Origin of the sequence: Pseudoalteromonas lipolytica (assembly GCF_900116435.1) — a bacterium.
Lineage (GTDB): Bacteria > Pseudomonadota > Gammaproteobacteria > Enterobacterales > Alteromonadaceae > Pseudoalteromonas > Pseudoalteromonas lipolytica.
The window spans coordinates 259,104-275,282 of sequence record NZ_FPAZ01000002.1; the positions used below are offsets into that span (position 1 = coordinate 259,104).

General features: G+C 39.3%; 14 protein-coding genes. 7 read left to right on the plus strand and 7 right to left on the minus strand.

All coding sequences use genetic code 11. From position 1 onward, the window contains the following. The first annotated feature begins 293 nt into the window (after window positions 1-293). From BM378_RS02670 to BM378_RS02680, 3 genes are all read left to right on the plus strand, one after another. The gene (locus tag BM378_RS02670) at window positions 294-1,286 is read left to right on the plus strand and encodes a cyclic di-GMP phosphodiesterase (protein ID WP_074988531.1); all 993 of its coding nucleotides are present in this window, start codon (window positions 294-296) and stop codon (window positions 1,284-1,286) included. A gap of 132 nt (window positions 1,287-1,418) precedes the next feature. Beyond that, entirely contained in the window at window positions 1,419-1,703 is a 285-nt protein-coding gene (locus tag BM378_RS02675; protein WP_065979592.1) for a hypothetical protein, read from the plus strand. A 3-nt stretch (window positions 1,704-1,706) separates the two neighbouring features. Beyond that, window positions 1,707-4,586: an EAL domain-containing protein gene (locus tag BM378_RS02680; protein ID WP_083422858.1), complete on the plus strand. Its 2,880-nt coding sequence runs from the start codon at window positions 1,707-1,709 to the stop codon at window positions 4,584-4,586. 79 nt (window positions 4,587-4,665) lie between these two features. On the opposite strand, the gene BM378_RS02685 is transcribed toward BM378_RS02680, so the two are convergent. Genes BM378_RS02685 through BM378_RS02695 form a run of 3 tightly spaced genes read right to left on the minus strand, consistent with a single transcriptional unit; the run spans window position 4,666 to window position 8,357 of the window. Further along, window positions 4,666-5,652 (minus strand): HupE/UreJ family protein, encoded by a 987-nt coding sequence (locus tag BM378_RS02685; RefSeq protein WP_244887025.1) that lies wholly within the window; start codon window positions 5,650-5,652, stop codon window positions 4,666-4,668. Then, window positions 5,649-6,518 (minus strand): peptidylprolyl isomerase, encoded by an 870-nt coding sequence (locus tag BM378_RS02690; RefSeq protein WP_074988532.1) that lies wholly within the window; start codon window positions 6,516-6,518, stop codon window positions 5,649-5,651. Before BM378_RS02690 ends, BM378_RS02685 begins: the two co-directional genes overlap by 4 nt. 9 nt (window positions 6,519-6,527) lie before the next feature. Next, complete coding sequence (locus BM378_RS02695; protein WP_036972394.1) at window positions 6,528-8,357, minus strand: DUF3604 domain-containing protein; 1,830 nt, start codon at window positions 8,355-8,357, stop codon at window positions 6,528-6,530. Between the two features lie 558 nt (window positions 8,358-8,915). Here BM378_RS02695 and BM378_RS02700 point away from each other — a divergent pair. The 4 genes from BM378_RS02700 (at window position 8,916) to BM378_RS02715 (ending at window position 12,201) form a co-directional block, all read left to right on the plus strand. After that, the gene (locus tag BM378_RS02700; RefSeq protein ID WP_074988580.1) at window positions 8,916-9,611 is read left to right on the plus strand and encodes a HupE/UreJ family protein; all 696 of its coding nucleotides are present in this window, start codon (window positions 8,916-8,918) and stop codon (window positions 9,609-9,611) included. 21 nt (window positions 9,612-9,632) lie between these two features. Next, entirely contained in the window at window positions 9,633-10,166 is a 534-nt protein-coding gene (locus BM378_RS02705; protein ID WP_074988533.1) for a hypothetical protein, read from the plus strand. A 49-nt stretch (window positions 10,167-10,215) separates the two neighbouring features. Further along, window positions 10,216-10,551 carry a DUF6488 family protein gene (locus tag BM378_RS02710; RefSeq protein WP_036972391.1) on the plus strand — a complete coding sequence of 112 codons (336 nt, stop codon included), beginning with the start codon at window positions 10,216-10,218 and terminating at the stop codon, window positions 10,549-10,551. Window positions 10,552-11,205: 654 nt separating this feature from the next. Then, window positions 11,206-12,201, plus strand: a complete 996-nt coding sequence (locus BM378_RS02715; protein ID WP_074988534.1) for an HNH endonuclease — start codon at window positions 11,206-11,208, stop codon at window positions 12,199-12,201. Window positions 12,202-12,486: 285 nt separating this feature from the next. Here BM378_RS02715 and BM378_RS02720 read toward each other — a convergent pair whose 3' ends face one another. The 4 genes from BM378_RS02720 to BM378_RS02735 all read right to left on the minus strand — a co-directional run bounded on the left by BM378_RS02720 (window position 12,487) and on the right by BM378_RS02735 (window position 16,173). Next, on the minus strand, window positions 12,487-12,861 hold the full coding sequence (locus tag BM378_RS02720; RefSeq protein WP_074988535.1) for a hypothetical protein: 375 nt from the start codon (window positions 12,859-12,861) through the stop codon (window positions 12,487-12,489). Between the two features lie 39 nt (window positions 12,862-12,900). Further along, window positions 12,901-13,257 carry a cupredoxin domain-containing protein gene (locus BM378_RS02725; protein WP_074988536.1) on the minus strand — a complete coding sequence of 119 codons (357 nt, stop codon included), beginning with the start codon at window positions 13,255-13,257 and terminating at the stop codon, window positions 12,901-12,903. Between the two features lie 11 nt (window positions 13,258-13,268). Further along, on the minus strand, window positions 13,269-15,512 hold the full coding sequence (locus BM378_RS02730) for a heavy metal translocating P-type ATPase (protein ID WP_074988537.1): 2,244 nt from the start codon (window positions 15,510-15,512) through the stop codon (window positions 13,269-13,271). Window positions 15,513-15,657: 145 nt separating this feature from the next. Next, window positions 15,658-16,173 carry a DUF411 domain-containing protein gene (locus BM378_RS02735; RefSeq protein WP_227006877.1) on the minus strand — a complete coding sequence of 172 codons (516 nt, stop codon included), beginning with the start codon at window positions 16,171-16,173 and terminating at the stop codon, window positions 15,658-15,660. Window positions 16,174-16,179 lie beyond the last annotated feature (6 nt).

Below are 16,179 nucleotides of genomic sequence, written 5' to 3' on the forward strand. Positions count from 1 at the left end.
ATTTATTAAGAAACTAATTACCTTTATTAGGTATTATTTTGGGTTGTTTAATTTAATATTTAATTACCTTTATTAGGTATTTCATCAAATTATTTACTGTATAGTATTGTATTATAAAAAGTGTTTTTTTAAATTAAATTGCAATTATCTTTTTTTGATTCATAGTCTTAGCTTGTTTCTGATTTATATTGATGTAATTTAACTTTTTAAGTAAAATAGAACGACTAAAGGATTAATTGTCAATGGGAAGACGATGAGTAACTAATGTTTTTTTTATTACAAGGTTACTTAGATTGAAAAAAATACAATCCAATCAATTAAAGAAAGGTATGTTAGTTAGGGTCAATGAACACTGGCTAAAAACTCCTTTTTTTACAAATAAAGTTAAAATTAAGTCTGAAAGCGATAAGCACAAACTCAAGCAATTTGAGGGATCGTTATATGTCTCTGAAGACAAATCGGTTGGTGCGCTGAATAAAGGGTTATCAATTCTTAAAGTGGCACTTGAAGACTGTGGCCAATCAGATGTATTAAACAACAAGGCGATAACTCAAGCCGTTACAAATATTGTTTTATTTGTGCTTAATGATGCCAGTCGTCTGGATTTAATATACGAAAAAATTAGCGAAGACTCCCAATCATTTCGAGAGTCTGTGCGGTTATTGGTGTTAATTACTTTATTCTCAAAAGAAATAAAATTAAGAAAAGACAAACTCATCCCTTTTGCAAAGTCAGCATTCTTAAAAGACATTGGCATGTCTTTAATCCCGCCTGATTACAAGCAAAGTAAGCAGTTAAGCGCGAAAGCAATTGACAGTGTTCATGAGCACGTTGTGTTGGGCTGCCGCGAGTTGCAAAGCCGCGGCATTGAAGACAGTGTGATTAAGATTATCAAGTGCCACCATGAAAATTGTGATGGCTCTGGTTACCCTCATGGCCTAATAAAACCTGAAATCCCCCTTGAAGCACGCATAATTCGTATTATTGATACATACGTTGCTTTAACTTCACAGCGTCATTATCGCGAAAAATTCTCACGTGTAGAAGCGATTGAGAAAGTTTATCACGCCGCTCAAATTGGTAAGTTTGATCATATATTAACGACTAAATTTATTAACTTTATTCGCCTTTATCCAAAAGGTGCAAAGGTTGAATTAAATGATAGGTCGCAGGCTATTGTTAATAAAGATCTCGCGAATGGCACCGTTGAGTTAGCTGATAGCCACACAGTTGAAAAATCAATTGTTGACAAAGTTAATATAGCTAAATGTCAGTGGTTTATATAACACGCCTCTATTTTTATTTTTAATCTAGCTAAATAAAACCCTTTATATTGAACTGGTATTTTTAAATGAGCCAGTAAATGTTGTGTATTTAATTTTTAAATCCATTAAAAGACTGTAAATGGAACAGATATCATGCGAAGTGATTTACCAATAAATAATTTAGAAAAAATACTCTCGACTTTAAATAGTTCACTGTTTCTTTCACAAAAAGTAGGTGTTCATGAAGAACAGTTAATTGGTAAAGATTTTAATTTTTTATGCTGCTTTGAGTTTTCAAAAGCTGTGTTTTATACAATGAAAAAACAATTAAAAACCTTGAATTTAAAGGTTTTAAAAAGTCATGCTGTTGCTCAAAGTAAGCATGATGAAGACGCTTTAGCTACGCCTATGTTTGCTGTAATTTGGCAAGGAGAATAGACAATGTACATCTCTAAAGCGGGTTTTAAGTGTCAGGGTGTAAATAACCATTATTTTGTTTTGTTTTCGAGCTTAATTATTGGGGCTTTAATATGCTTTTTTGTGCTTGAAAGTATCGATATATTTTCACAAAAAAATACTGAAATACTGCATTTAACAACGGAGCTATTGTCAGTTTTTGTTTTCTCATCAGTGGTACTGCTTGAATTTCAGCGCCTTGACGGCCGCTACGCAGAACAAACGAATATCATCATATTCGGATTTAGTATTGTCCTAATGATGGACTACATGAACGCGATTTCGTTTGCTGGTATGCCAGCGTTTATTACGCCCAGCTCAAGTCAAAAGTCGATTTTCTTTTCTTTAGCTGCGCGAATGTTTGAATTACTGACGTTTGCAGCCATTGCGGCCTCACTGACTTTTCATGGCAGGAAAATGGTATGGCTAAGCTGTGGGTTAATTGTTTCAGTTATTTTAATCGCGTTCGGCACCTTGTTTGCTTATAACCTACCGTCTCTCTTTATTTATGGCGAAGGCGTGTCCATTGTAAAAATAACCTTAGAAAATGTTCTATTAATTGGTTATGTCGTCGTGGCTTATTTGTTTTACAAGAAACATAACGTAGATGGTGAAAAAAGGTACCTTCATTTTGCATTATCATCAGTTTGTATGGCGTTGTTTTCATTGTTGGTTACCCAGTATCAAACCCTGTCTGATACCTACCTTGTCATTGCGCATTTGGTGAAGTTATGTGGTGCGTTATTTATCTATAAAAGCGTATTTATTGAGGGGGTTTTATATCCTTATTCAATGGTGAACAAGGCTGAGCTGTATGCATCTAAAAAGAAAAATGAGCTGAAAACAATCTTAGATAATATGAACATAGGTGTGCTCAGATTAAGCGCTGATTTTAAGTTGAGTTATTACAATCAGAATGCGCTAAAAACCTACTTTTATTTACGTACACCGACTCAGGGTAAGTATATTCATGATGTTTTCCCTCCCGATGTTATCGATAAAGTATTGCCTTTTTTAAGGACGGCATTAAAGGGAGAACAAGTTAAGTTTTCGATAAACCTCAAAGGGCTCGATGAGGAAACGTTGTTTCTTGATGTTAATGTGATCCCAGAAAATGATAAGTCAGAAAAAGTAATTAGCCTGTTATGTTTGATTGAAAACATGACCGAAATGAAGCTCGCCGAAAAAGAAAATGAAGAGCTCAATAGAAGTCGAGCAGAACTAAAAAAGGCCCTTGATCAGCATGCGATTGTCGCGACCACCAATAGCAAGGGAGTAATCACGAGTGTGAATGAAAAGTTTTGCAACATATCGCAATTTTCTGCTGCAGAGCTTATCGGAAAAACCCATGCGTTAGTCAATTCTGGAACGCATCCCCCGCGCTTTTTTAAAACTATGTGGCAAACAATTCGCAGTGGTCAAGTGTGGTCAGGAGAAGTCTGTAACCGTGCCAAAGATGGCAGCTTATATTGGGTTAACTCAACCGTCGTTCCTTTTATTGATGAAAATAACAAGCCGTATAAGTACATTGCTATTAGAGCTGATATTACCGACCGTAAACTTGCAGAACAAAATGTTCATCGCTTAGCAATGTATGACGAGTTAACTAATTTACCTAACCGACGTCATCTTATCGACAAAGCAAAGTCATTGGCTAAATCAAAGCATCATACCCAAGGCCACAGTTACGCCTTACTGCTGATTGATTTAGATAACTTTAAAATGATCAATGACACTTTAGGGCACAGTATTGGTGACTTACTGTTAAAAGAAGTCTCGCGCCGTTTAGAAAGTATTGTTTTATCGCCTAATTTAATTGCCAGATTAGGGGGCGATGAATTCGTTATTTTACTGGATGATCCTACGTGCATAAAAGATGGTGACTTTCATTCTGTGGATAGCTTTGCGCAAAACATACGTGAAACGATTTCGCGCGTTTTTTACCTTGATGGGTATGAAGTTCATACAACACCTAGCATTGGCCTCACAATCATTAATGCATGCGACTTTGAATTGTCAGAGGCACTGAAGCAGGCTGATATTGCGATGTATCACTCTAAGGAGCGAGGGCGAAATATGATTAGTTTTTATGACCCGAAATTACAAGCATCTATTTTAGAGCGAAATGAAATAAACCAAGGGTTGATCAATGCCATTGCCAAAAAAGAGCTAAACGTTGTGTATCAACCTATTCATAACACCAGCAAAGAACTCATTGGTTATGAGGCATTACTGCGATGGGATAGCCCTAAATTAGGGAGCGTCTCACCAGATGTTTTTATACCTATAGCAGAAGAAACAAAACAAATTAATCAAATAGGGCAGTGGGTTCTTGAGCAAGTGTGTGAAGAAATGAGCAAAAATGATGCATATTCAAACCCTAATTTAAGTGTGGCTGTTAACGTCAGCGCGCTCCAATTTCAAGACCCTAACTTTGTTCCGCAAGTGCTGGAGACAATTAATCGATTTTCAATACAACCTTCACGGTTAAAACTAGAGTTAACCGAAGGGGTTATTTTAATGGGCACCGAGATGCTCATAAAGCGAATGAAGGATCTAAAAAACTTGGGTATCAACCTCTCTTTAGATGATTTTGGAACCGGTTATTCTTCGCTTAGCTACTTAACGCGGTTTCCGATTGATACGTTAAAAATCGATAAGTCATTCATCGATAAAATGCTGATTAGCTCCGAAGACGAGTCGGTTGTGAAAGCGATTCTCACCTTAGCGACAAGCTTAGGAAAAAATGTGATAGCCGAGGGGGTTGAATCAGAAGAGCAATTTCAATACTTAAAACGTTTAGGGTGTCAGTTTTTCCAAGGTTATCTATTAGGTAAGCCACAAAGTTTTAACCACCGTGAATAATGATTGATGGGTGCACGTAAGGCATTTTATTTATTCTCGCTGAGAGAGTGGCAAATAACATGCCTTACGTTAAACACGATTAAAAAAACATACCTTCAATACGCTCAATAAGCCAAAAACAGGCAAGGCTACCAATACCGTATGCCGCAAACGTAGCCGCGGGTTTTGGCACTTTAATAAGGTGCTTAGTAATGGCAACGGTGCCTAAAATAGCGGTAATGAAAAACAATTGGCCAAGCTCAACCCCTAAGTTAAAAAACAAGAGAGCTGCAGGCACATCGACTTGTGGTAAGCCAATGTCTTTTAGTGCTCCCGCAAAACCAAAGCCATGCAATAAACCAAATATAAATGCGACTAACCAAGGCCATTTTGTTGTTAGGCTGTGTTGATTGTGTCTAATACGTATTGATTCAGCTGCAATCAGTAAAATACTCAATGCGATGAGTGCCTCAACGGGAGGAGGTGGCAGTGATACATAACCAAATGTTGCTAAACCGAGCGTGATTGAATGTGCTAATGTAAACGCGGTGATTGTTTTAAATAACGTGACCCAGCCTCTAACAATTAACATCAATGCTGCAACAAATGCCAGGTGATCCCAGCCCTCTAAAATATGCTCAATTCCGAGTTTTGTATAAGAGGTGATGATTTGCCAAATACTGCCTTCGCTTGGAATCGAAAGCGTATTTTCATTCGGCTTCATTAATAAACTATATTGACTCCCGTTCAACAATTTTATGTTGATTAAAGTATCGATAGTGGTGCGGTTTAGGTTTTCAATTGTCAGTGTTGTTCCTGCAAGTTCTGTATCGGCATTTAACCGATATTGAAACAATACAAATCCATTTATTACCATGTGATTCGGTAATGGAGAAAGTGAAAACTGAGGCTCGAAAACAGGGCGTATATTCTGCACTAAGTTATTGTTAGTGGGTACTTTCCAAAGTAAATTATACTCGTGTTCAGTCACTTGATTAATTTGTAAATACGCGGGGCGAATTTCATGTGCAAACCCTGAACTTCCCCATATTAATAGCAAGGCAAAACAAAATACTTTCATTCTCATAATGCGGCAAACTCTTGCTCTATTTCCGTCGGAATGGTGTCAGCTTCCAATCGAACGCGATACTTTTTAAGCAACGTTTCGAACATTTTTTGCTGTGAGTCGATGACTGCATAGTATTTATACTGCTCTAAAACATAGTCTTTAATATCACTGAAAGGGGCTAAATGTTCGGGGGTATTATTGGCAATTTTAACGAGGTGCAAACCAAAACCAGACTCAATGGGCCCAACCCATTGCTCTGTTGGCTGCTTAGCGAGTTGCTCAACAAAGGTGCCTCCAAATGCATTCTTGAGGGTGTTTTCAGGCATGAGAGGCCAGCTGTTAGGCACTGAACGGCGATTCTCAAAACTGTTTAGTGTATTTGGATTTGCTATTAGTTGGGCGCGAATTTCACTCAGTTTTGGCTCTTGAGCCTCTTGTGGCGTTAATATAACTTGCTCAAACGCGAATGATTGCGCAATGGTAAACAGTTCTGGGCGAGCTTGATGAAACTCTTTAAGTTGTTGCTCAGAAGGGAGCTGCATTAAATTGCTGAGATCGCTGGCAACTGCTTCCATTTTCTGTGCAAGTCGCGTACGAATTATTTCATCACTTTGATCAAGACCCATGGTTAACGCTTCACGGTAAAATACCTCTTTGCGAATATGTCGCTCAAGAATGGCAGCAATATCCTCATTCGAAGGTTCATGTTTCCACTGCGCTTTCCAAAGGGTTTTTAGGTGATCAAACTTAGCTTGATCGACCACTATTACATACTCATTGTTTTCTGATTCTTGCGAAGGTGCAAGGTAATTCCATGCTGCAAATAAGAGTGAGCCTAATACCAGAAAATGAGTAATAGGCTCTTTTAAAATACGTTTAATCATTAATTATACTTACTCTACTTCGTACCAAATAGGTGAGGCCCATGCGCGTTCTACAATTTGACGTTTTACATCATCAGGGTATTTTACACCGGCATTTATTTCGTCATATAACGTCCAACGTGCTGTTGGCAGTTGCAAAACACGCACATAATAAAATGCTTCTTGATTTGGGTCCCAGTCAGGGTCTGTCCATACTGACATAAGTTCAACAGCCCCTTTTACTTGATTGAATTCACCCGTTTTAAGATTTATAGGGGCATCAATAGGGGTAACACTTCCATCTGCTTTTAGGCGATCTCCCGAGGCTACAACGTCATAAACGTGGTCTTTCATTTCACCGTTTTCGTACCACCCTTTAATAATTTGGATACGATCTAAGTTTGGGCCAATAGGATCTTTGATTGCCCATACTAAAAACTCAGGGGCTTTTTTACCTTTGTAGTCGCCGCCCATCGGCACGCCCTTTTCATAACCATCTTTTACAAGGTCGGTGTAATTTTTGTAACTTTTATTGAACCCTTGGCCTGCAAAAAAACGGACTTTCATACGTGGGCCGCTGGTGGCAAAGGTTTCTTTTGCTTGCATTGAATCCCAAATTGCACTGCGCGTATTTGAATTAGCCCACACAGCAGTCAACGCGCCAGGACTGGAGTCTGCAATCAGCATTTCGCCTTCAAGCATTGCCTTAGAACGTACATCGGCTGTTTGGTCGGCATAGCCGTGACTACCGACAGCGTAATTGTCTTCTTCAACGTTACTTGGTGTGCCATTATGGCTGTCTGTTCCGCCAACAAACCCATATTTAAAAGGGTTAACTCCAAGCTCTGCATGATATTTAATGCCGCGTCCTAGTCCATAACGCACATAGTTTTCTTTTATGAACGCACGACCATTAAACTTTTGAATTGACACTGCATTTTCAAAGTCTGCAAATTCGTCATTGGGCCAAAAGTTGGGTATAACTTCTGAATTACCCTTAACTTGCATCATTTCAATGAGTGGCTCCATACTGGCCCGTTTTTCAGCATATTCTTTGTTTACGGGTACGCCTGAAAGACTTGCTTCAGCAAATAATAAGCCTTTCGATTCATTTGAGTTATGTGGTATTGCGAACACTTTTTTGCCACTGTCGCGTTGTGTTTGCATCCATGCCCATAACTGCTCAGGATCGGCCCCTTCGTTTGATGAAAAAGGCATATCAGGGACATTGTTATCTCTAAAGAAAACATTGCGATGTTGGTTTGCCCCCCCAGGAGCAGATGTCCACTCGTAGGCATGTATAGTGGTGAATTTACCTGGTTGATAATGCTTTTCAGTGGCTTCTATATTTTTTTGCCATGTAGATTTAATGGCTTCTTGGCCTTGAAAAAATGCAGGGTGAGGTTCTCCACCGCCTGCTAATGGGGCTAATACGTACTTATTATAAAGTTTTAATGCCGTTTCTAAATCTGGAGCTTCACGAAAAGCAACGGCTATTTCGTGGTCGTAACCAGGTGCCCCTTCATTCATTAGGCTAAAGGCTTCTCCCATAAACTCTGAGTGATCTGTAACAGCAACAAAATCAAGTGGTCGTTTTATTTTGTGGAGACTGCCATTCACCATCATTTCTTCGCCTTTAGCAAAGCGATAGGCATCATCAGGCGTTAGTCTATTACCCGCAATAAACGCATCCATCGACACACCTGTATGGACATGTTGCTCACCGAAGAACGCTTCTTTTAATGGGTAGACCTTGGCATTGTTAGGTTTTTGTTCGGCTTTTGCAGAAAAAGCTAACGGCAAAGAGCAGGCTAAAGCGATTGAAATAGTTGTAGATATAAGTGAAATCCGTGCACACATTTTGAGCACTCCTCGCAGTAAATGTGGTGATGTATATTTTTTAGATACTAACTGATTAAAAAATAGCAGGCTTTGCGAAAAAGAACCATCGAAAGCGTAATGCCAGTCAGTTAAGCAGTTTTTTGAATAAATATGTGAATATTATTCAGTTAAAGCTGCTTAAAGCAGGTGGGGATAAAATTAGCTAAAGACCATATAGCAAAAGGGCTACAGTAAGATTTTTATAAATCATCGCTGTAACCCTTTATTTTATTGGTTTTTCCTTAACTGATCTGCATTAATCGAAAGCGGCTTTTTTTTTTGCACGAATAAGGAGTGCTGAACTTTTGTTTGATGAAGGAAGTTATTTCTAAGTCGGTTGAATTAACAGTCATTACTGCAAATGATGAAGATAACGTTAGAAAGGAGAAAACGTAAATCAAACGTTGCAATTAATGTTAAACCACTTAAGTATAGTTAACAGTTTAGTTGGCCAAGCAGGTTTATCTGCGTTTTATAGCATGTGATAAAAATTGAAAGGCGTATTACTTGAAAGAATTAGATGTACAGGAAGTTGGAATGCAAAATAAGCTATTAAAAATGAGCTTACTCTTTTTGATTGCGGTGCTTGGGCTCGTCAGTATTGATGTGTTGGCACATGGTGTAGATGACAACACCCGTGCATTTTTAGAGCAAAATCAGGGAATACAATTTGTCCCGTTTTTGTATATTGGTGCAAAACATATGATCACAGGCTATGACCATTTATTATTTTTAGTCGGTGTGATTTTCTTTTTATATCGCAGCAAAGATGTGTTGCTCTATGTGACGATGTTCACTCTTGGTCACAGTACTACGCTTTTGCTCGGTGTACTGGGTGATATTAACGTTAATGCTAACTTAATTGATGCGATTATCGGTTTTTCTGTTATTTACAAAGGGTTTGATAACCTAGGTGGGTTTAAACGCTGCTTTAACTGGCAACCCAATACAAAAGCAGCGGTGCTGATTTTTGGCTTGTTTCATGGTTTTGGTTTAGCGACGAAGTTACAAGAGTTTCAATTACCAGAGGATGGTTTATTAGTTAATTTAATTGCGTTTAATATTGGTGTTGAATTGGGGCAATTTGCAGCGCTTATCTTTATTTTAATTGCCATAAATGCTTGGCGACATTTTCCATCATTCCAACGTTTTTCGACCTTAACAAATACAGCACTCATGAGTGCTGGTGTGATGTTAGTTGGTTTTCAATTAACGGGTTATTTCGTTAGTTAACACATAAAAAAAGAGATGAGTATGCAACACACAGTGAGTTTAAAGACCTTAATTATAGCGAGCGTATCGTCAACGGTTGTTGCGGCCATTGCTCTGGTGACTTTAATTCTTCCGGCCGAATATAACATTGACCCAACGGGTATTGGCCATAAGCTTGGCCTAACCAGCATTGCGATAGCTGCAGAGACAGACGCACAACCAAGTCAATCACCGACAGGGAATAAAGGCACCGATGAATTTCAGATCATTGAAGTAATCGTTCCTGCAGGTAGAGGAGTTGAATATAAGTTTGCAATGCCCCAACATGCCAAAATGACCTATGAATGGTTAACAGAGGGTGAGTCATTGTATTTCGATTTGCATGGTGAACCAGAAGGTGACACAACGGGGTATTTTGAAAGCTATACGATTGCCACGAGTAATGAAATGAAAGGAAGCTTCACAGCTCCCTTTGCCGGTTCACACGGTTGGTACTGGAAAAATAAAACAGATAACCCAATTGCCTTACAGCTGCTTGTTAAGGGTGAATATGAAGTGATTGGCTTAAAAAAATAAACGGCATAATTAAGCACATGGTAAAAGTAAAAACCAGGAGAGAAAAGTAATGAATCGATTAATTACAACAGCGTTAATCTGCATTGCATTAGTGAGTGTTGGGGCGTTGGCGCACAGTGGCCATGACCCTATTAATGACCAAAAAGCAATGAATATTGCTGCCAAGTCAATCAAGAAAATGACTTTTAAGGATTATGGGTTTGAAGTTGGTAAACTCGATGCTTCATGGAAAGAGGTAGCAAACGATAAGCTCTCAATAGTCCATGTTGAAGAGGGCTATTATGTTGTCAAAGCAGAAAATAACCAAAATGAGAAAAATATCTTCTTTAAGATAGCTAAGACTGGCGAATTGTTAGATGTGAAGTCCAATCATGATTTTGAATAGCTGAAAGCCATCAGCGTGCAATATAAATGAGCCACGCTGATAACTTGCTGTGCAATTCATCTATCAATAAACATGACCTTAATTTAGATAAGTGCAACGGGGCTACTTTCAGGTATACAGTGGAGAGGTGGGGAGCAATACATTTCAATATTTTTATTGAAAATGATGTTTTTTGCCTTGTTTTCATTTCATGCATAGATAATAAATAAGCCAAAAAGTGACAGAAAACGTATCATCAATTTGGTTCTTATTTAGAGTGAGATTGAGATTGAACTGCTACTGTAATATCAAATGAGGATTAAGTTTGATGTTACTTGCTATCATGATGGCAGAACTCTAAGGCGGAGTTGGCATTCTTCAAATATAGGAAGATGAAGGCAGTGAGGTATATTGCCAGTATGCGACTTATTAAAAAGTAAGTGACTGAACTTTAGAGTACAAAAGTCTCAAGTGAGCGTTCAAGAGACAATAACTCACTTTTGGACAATTCCGTGTTGGCTCTAGTAGCATGAGCTGAAAGGTCTCGATTGTGCTGAAGACATTGTCCTTAAGTTTTTTGCCATATATTTTCTAATGAATTGCTTTTGTTTTATTACTAAGAAGTCTCCATAATAAATTTATTAAAGCATACTAGCGGTTAACAGGACGTTATCTATGAAGGGTAAGTCAACAAAACACTCAAGATTAAAATTAGCAAAATATTTGAATGAGCACCTTTGCTCATTTGGCAATGGGTTTGAAAATAAAGTCATATGTCCAACATGCGTAAAGGAGTTTGATTTGAATTCAGGTCAACGCAGCTTTACGGCAGGTCATATCTTACCAGAAGCTTCTGGAGGGAATGAATGGACTTTTCTTTGTAAGGATTGTAATAGTCAATTTGGTGAAAAACAGGATAAGTGGTTAGGCGAATATCTTAATATACTGAATAACCCTATGGGGACGCTTTTAGATGCCAAAACAAAGAGTAGGTACATAAGTATTAATGACAAAACTGTTAATGGATCAATAAGTGTCTCGGACGTTGACGGAGGTATTGATATTGCTTTACCTATCAATAGAAACCCACCCGGTAAATTAGAATCAATGAAGTTTGGTGAAAACCTCGAAATTAACTTTGAAATACCATTAACGCTTCACGAAAACGAAATTGCAGTTGGATATATAACTGCCGCTTATTTAATGTGGTTCAATGAAATAGGTTATAACTGGGTTTTCCAAAGTTCACTAGATAATGTGCGAAAGCAGATATTGAACTGTAATCGAGATATTGATGGTGCGAAGGTAATCGATTTACCTACGGACAAGATGGAAATGCAAGGGGTTGGAGTCATTATCAATTCAGGTACTTTATATCCATGCTGTGTAGTTGTCGATAAATTGGTTGTATTTCCTACGCCACCTACTGTAGCTTCACCCACACCTAAAAATGTAAAGTTTGAGTCGCCTTGTAATATAGAGTTTTTAAATCTGGCTGTTTTGAATTTTCCTTATCTAACTCTATTTGACGGGTATCATGTTGTTGTGCCTAATCGTTTAAGAAAATGTCCCCCCATTCCAGATAAACTATTCAACATTTATTCTGAGCAGGGGAAAGAAGCCGGATTATTTTCATTAGTAAATGAGGATATGACAAATTTAACCAATTGAAGATACAAAAACTAATCCAAATCACCTTTTTTAGTGCAATTGACTAATGCCTCCAAAGTGGCATTAGTGATCGTTTTTTGCCTGATTAAGGGTGGTGACTCAACTCGTTTTGGGGCATAAACGAGTTATGACTGAAGGTTCGCTTTTTGCACATTTGCGACGGTCAGATGTGACTAAACCCCATTTTCGAATTTGACAGACCAGATCAAGGCTTACTTAATTAGTAACGGTTACTCATTTAACAACATGTAAAAGTATTCACAGGTTTCCTGTCATGGGGAAACCTTACTCTTTATGTTTATTGTGCCTATTTGGTGGGGTTGCATGGCAACTCCAGGGTTTGTGAGTGACGTTATCTTTTATATTTTGATCGACAAATTGGTAGTAACTTTCTTTGGTGTGTGTCCACCAGTCATTGTGAAGATCGGCACTGTGTTTGCGAATAACGGTTTCGATCCCTTCTAAGTTTAGGTGGGTTGCGTCATAGGCCAAGTGTATTACGTTTTCACGAATATTGTAGCTCACTTCATCGATGCCAAAGAGTCTATCAATCTCTTCAATGAGTGCATCACAATTTTCATCTGTCACTTTACACAGCCGCAGATTGCGAACGACTAAGTTTGCTTCTTTTACGCCGACTCTATGTTCTAAATCACTCATAATAATCTCTCCAAGCTGTTTTATTTTCACTTCACAATCTCATTCGACTGCAGTGATAACACCTTTGTACATTTGCATTTGGCAGTGAAAAACATGTTCTCCCGGTGGGATATTTTGCAGGTGTATTTTTGTCACTTTGTTTAGGGTCAGTTGCTCACTTATATCTAAGGAGGGAATGAGCAGTGTTTCGGAGCAAGGTGACGGATCTTTTCGCAAAAAAGATAAGGTTATTGGGTGGTTAGCTGTAACTTGTAGAGAAGCAGGCGAATAAACCCCTTCTTTTACCTCAATGAGTACGTCGGTACTAGTTGCAACAACGTTGTTTGGTTTATACAGCCAAAACCACCAAATGATCAGCACGATGAGTGAAATACCGATAAAGTTAATAATCATCATAATGTGGCTCCTTAGTGATCTTGTGCTTTAAATAAACGAAGCCTGTTTGCATTCGTCACCACGGTAAGCGAAGAAAAAGCCATCGCAGCACCCGCGATAACAGGGCTCAGCAGTAGACCAAAAAATGGATACAGAATACCTGCCGCCACTGGAATACCTGCCACGTTATAGATAAATGCACCAAATAGGTTTTGTTTTATATTGCGTAACGTGGCTTTGCTCACTGCAATGGCATCAGCTAAGCCATGAAGAGAGCCTCGCATGAGTGTGATGTCGGCACTTTCAATGGCAACATCAGTGCCTGTTCCAATCGCAAAACCAACATCGGCGAGGGCAAGTGCGGGGGCATCATTGATCCCATCGCCTGTCATACCGACAATTTCGCCTTGTTGTTGGAGTTCGCGCACTTTATTGGCTTTGTCTTCAGGTAGAACGTCAGCAAAGAATTCAGTAATTTGTGCTTTTTTTGCTATCGCCGAGGCGGTTTCTTTATTATCGCCAGTAAGCATAATAACGCGGATACCATTGGCTTGAAGACGCTTGATTGCACAAAGTGAATCAGACTTCATCGGGTCCGCTACCGCGATAATTGCGGCTAGCTGCCCATCTACAGCAAAATACATTGGCGTTTTTGCTTCTTTCGCTAAGGCCTGTGCTTTCGTTGTGAAGTCAGAGAGTTCAATTTCTTTCATTTTCATTAATTTACTATTGCCAAATAGCAGCGACTTACCATTACACGTGGCTTCGACACCATAGCCTGTAATTGCGTTAAAGGCGTCTATTTTCAGCAGCTCGATTTCTTGCTCCATGGCACTTTCGACAATTGCTTGCGCAAGAGGGTGCTCTGAGCCACTTTCTAAACTGGCTGCTAGCTGTAATATGGTTTTTTCATCACTCTCATTTGCTAAAATAACGTCAGTGACTTTGGGGGAGCCTTCGGTAATGGTGCCCGTTTTATCTAAAATCATGGCTGTAATTTTGGAAGCTGTTTGCAGTGCTTCACCATTTCGAATAAGAACACCGGCCTCAGCTGCTTTGCCCACACCGACCATAACCGACATTGGCGTAGCAAGTCCTAACGCACACGGACACGCGATGATAAGCACCGTTGTCGCAGACACAATTGCAAAGGCAAGAGTGGGCTCTGGGCCAAAGTTTAACCATGCTAGTGCACTGACGATAGATATAATCATGACAACCGGCACAAAATACGCAGATATAACATCGGCTAGTCGCCCTATTGGGGGTTTTGAGTTTTGGGCACGTTTTACCATCGCAATAATTTGTGCAAGCGCGGTGTCTTTTCCTACCCGTGTTGCTTTAAATAGGATCATGCCAGATTTATTGAGCGTACCCGCGGTGACGTCGTCTTTTTCTGATTTTTCAACAGGCATGGGTTCACCTGTTAGCATTGATTCATCAATGCTGGTGTGGCCTTCGATTACTTCACCATCAACGGGGATTTTCTCACCCGGTCTGACTTTGATAATGTCATTGAGCAACACTTGGTCGATATTTATTTGAACGTCTTTGTTATCCCTAACAACAGTGGCGGTTTTGGCTTGTAAGCCGATTAAGCGTTTGATTGCTTCTGAGGTTTTTCCTCGTGCTTTTAGCTCTAACGCTAAACCAAGGTTGATTAAGCCAATAATCATGGCGGTGGCTTCAAAATATACATGCCTTGCCATTAGCGGAATAGCATCGGGAATAAAGACAACCAGCATTGAGTAGACCCATGCTGTACCGGTGCCCAGTGCAATGAGGGTATCCATGTTGGCAGAATGATTTTTAAAGCTTTTCCATGCGCCAATATAAAAATGTTTACCAGAGAAAAACATAACCGCAAGCGTTAAAAGACCAACAATTAACCACGCGAGCCGCTCAGTATTGGTTGCTACGGTCATCTCGCCAATAGCGATACCATAGATCATAAGAGGCACACCCAGTGAGAGTGCGATAATGGTGTCGCGCATCAGCTTTTTATAATATGCCCAATCGGCTGCTTCTTTTTCATCAAGGGAGTCTGTGTGCGAACTGTCATTGAACGGTTTGGCATTGTATCCAGCAGATTCAATGGCTTTAACTAGGTCTTGGGAATTGGCTGTCCCACTGACGAGTACGGTTCGGTCTGCAAAATTCATCTCTGCGCTGTTCACGCCAGGTGTGTTTTGCAGTGCTGCTTCAATTTTCCCTACGCAACTGGCGCAGCCTGCGCCCTCAATGATTAGCTGCTGCTCTGTTTGGGCTTTACTCATGCGGTGTTCCTTTTTGCTTAAAGCCCTTAGCTTAGTGAGATGGTTGCTTTTGGGCTTTATTTTCATTAATTTTTACAGTGTCGTAAAAATGATGAAGTGAGGTACTATTTTTGTAATCACCTAGTTATAGCGTATGCCTAATTCATTAAAATTGCTCGGCATATTGTTCAATATATTGATAACTTACAGCGGGTGAATCTATTGTTAGTAAATTAATGTTGTATTTATGGAATACGTTCCCCATTTCCATCCCTGGCGTACCCACGGGCATGGCAGGAACACTTAAGCCTATCGTACCTTCAGGGTGTTGCTCTGATAAGAATTGCTTAACAAATTTAGCGGGAACATGCCCCTCAAAAATAAAGCCATCGGCTGACACCGCCGTGTGGCATGAGCGCTGATTTGGTTTTATCTGATAGTTATTTTTTATGGTGCCCATATCAACAACATCAATGGCTGTTGTGTTAAAGCCATTTTTGTTCATATGTGTGACCCACTCTTTGCAACAGCCACAATTTTTACTTTTATACACAGTGAGTTCACTATTTGAATCATGTGTGTGTTGATTGCTGTTATGGGTTAAGGGTTGATTACTAGTTGTTGCCATCACTGGCAAATTGCTCATAAAAAGTAGTAATGAAGCAAGGTAAGCTGTTCGCATGTTGTA

Excerpts from the sequence above, each read along its gene's own strand:
- BM378_RS02675 (WP_065979592.1), top strand. The coding sequence starts at position 1,419 with ATGCGAAGTGATTTACCAATAAATAATTTAGAAAAAATACTCTCGACT.
- BM378_RS02680 (WP_083422858.1), top strand. The coding sequence starts at position 1,707 with ATGTACATCTCTAAAGCGGGTTTTAAGTGTCAGGGTGTAAATAACCAT.
- BM378_RS02685 (WP_244887025.1), bottom strand. The coding sequence starts at position 5,652 with ATGAGAATGAAAGTATTTTGTTTTGCCTTGCTATTAATATGGGGAAGT.
- BM378_RS02690 (WP_074988532.1), bottom strand. The coding sequence starts at position 6,518 with ATGATTAAACGTATTTTAAAAGAGCCTATTACTCATTTTCTGGTATTA.
- BM378_RS02695 (WP_036972394.1), bottom strand. The coding sequence starts at position 8,357 with ATGTGTGCACGGATTTCACTTATATCTACAACTATTTCAATCGCTTTA.
- BM378_RS02700 (WP_074988580.1), top strand. The coding sequence starts at position 8,916 with ATGCAAAATAAGCTATTAAAAATGAGCTTACTCTTTTTGATTGCGGTG.
- BM378_RS02705 (WP_074988533.1), top strand. The coding sequence starts at position 9,633 with ATGCAACACACAGTGAGTTTAAAGACCTTAATTATAGCGAGCGTATCG.
- BM378_RS02710 (WP_036972391.1), top strand. The coding sequence starts at position 10,216 with ATGAATCGATTAATTACAACAGCGTTAATCTGCATTGCATTAGTGAGT.
- BM378_RS02715 (WP_074988534.1), top strand. The coding sequence starts at position 11,206 with ATGAAGGGTAAGTCAACAAAACACTCAAGATTAAAATTAGCAAAATAT.
- BM378_RS02720 (WP_074988535.1), bottom strand. The coding sequence starts at position 12,861 with ATGAGTGATTTAGAACATAGAGTCGGCGTAAAAGAAGCAAACTTAGTC.
- BM378_RS02725 (WP_074988536.1), bottom strand. The coding sequence starts at position 13,257 with ATGATGATTATTAACTTTATCGGTATTTCACTCATCGTGCTGATCATT.
- BM378_RS02730 (WP_074988537.1), bottom strand. The coding sequence starts at position 15,512 with ATGAGTAAAGCCCAAACAGAGCAGCAGCTAATCATTGAGGGCGCAGGC.
- BM378_RS02735 (WP_227006877.1), bottom strand. The coding sequence starts at position 16,173 with ATGCGAACAGCTTACCTTGCTTCATTACTACTTTTTATGAGCAATTTG.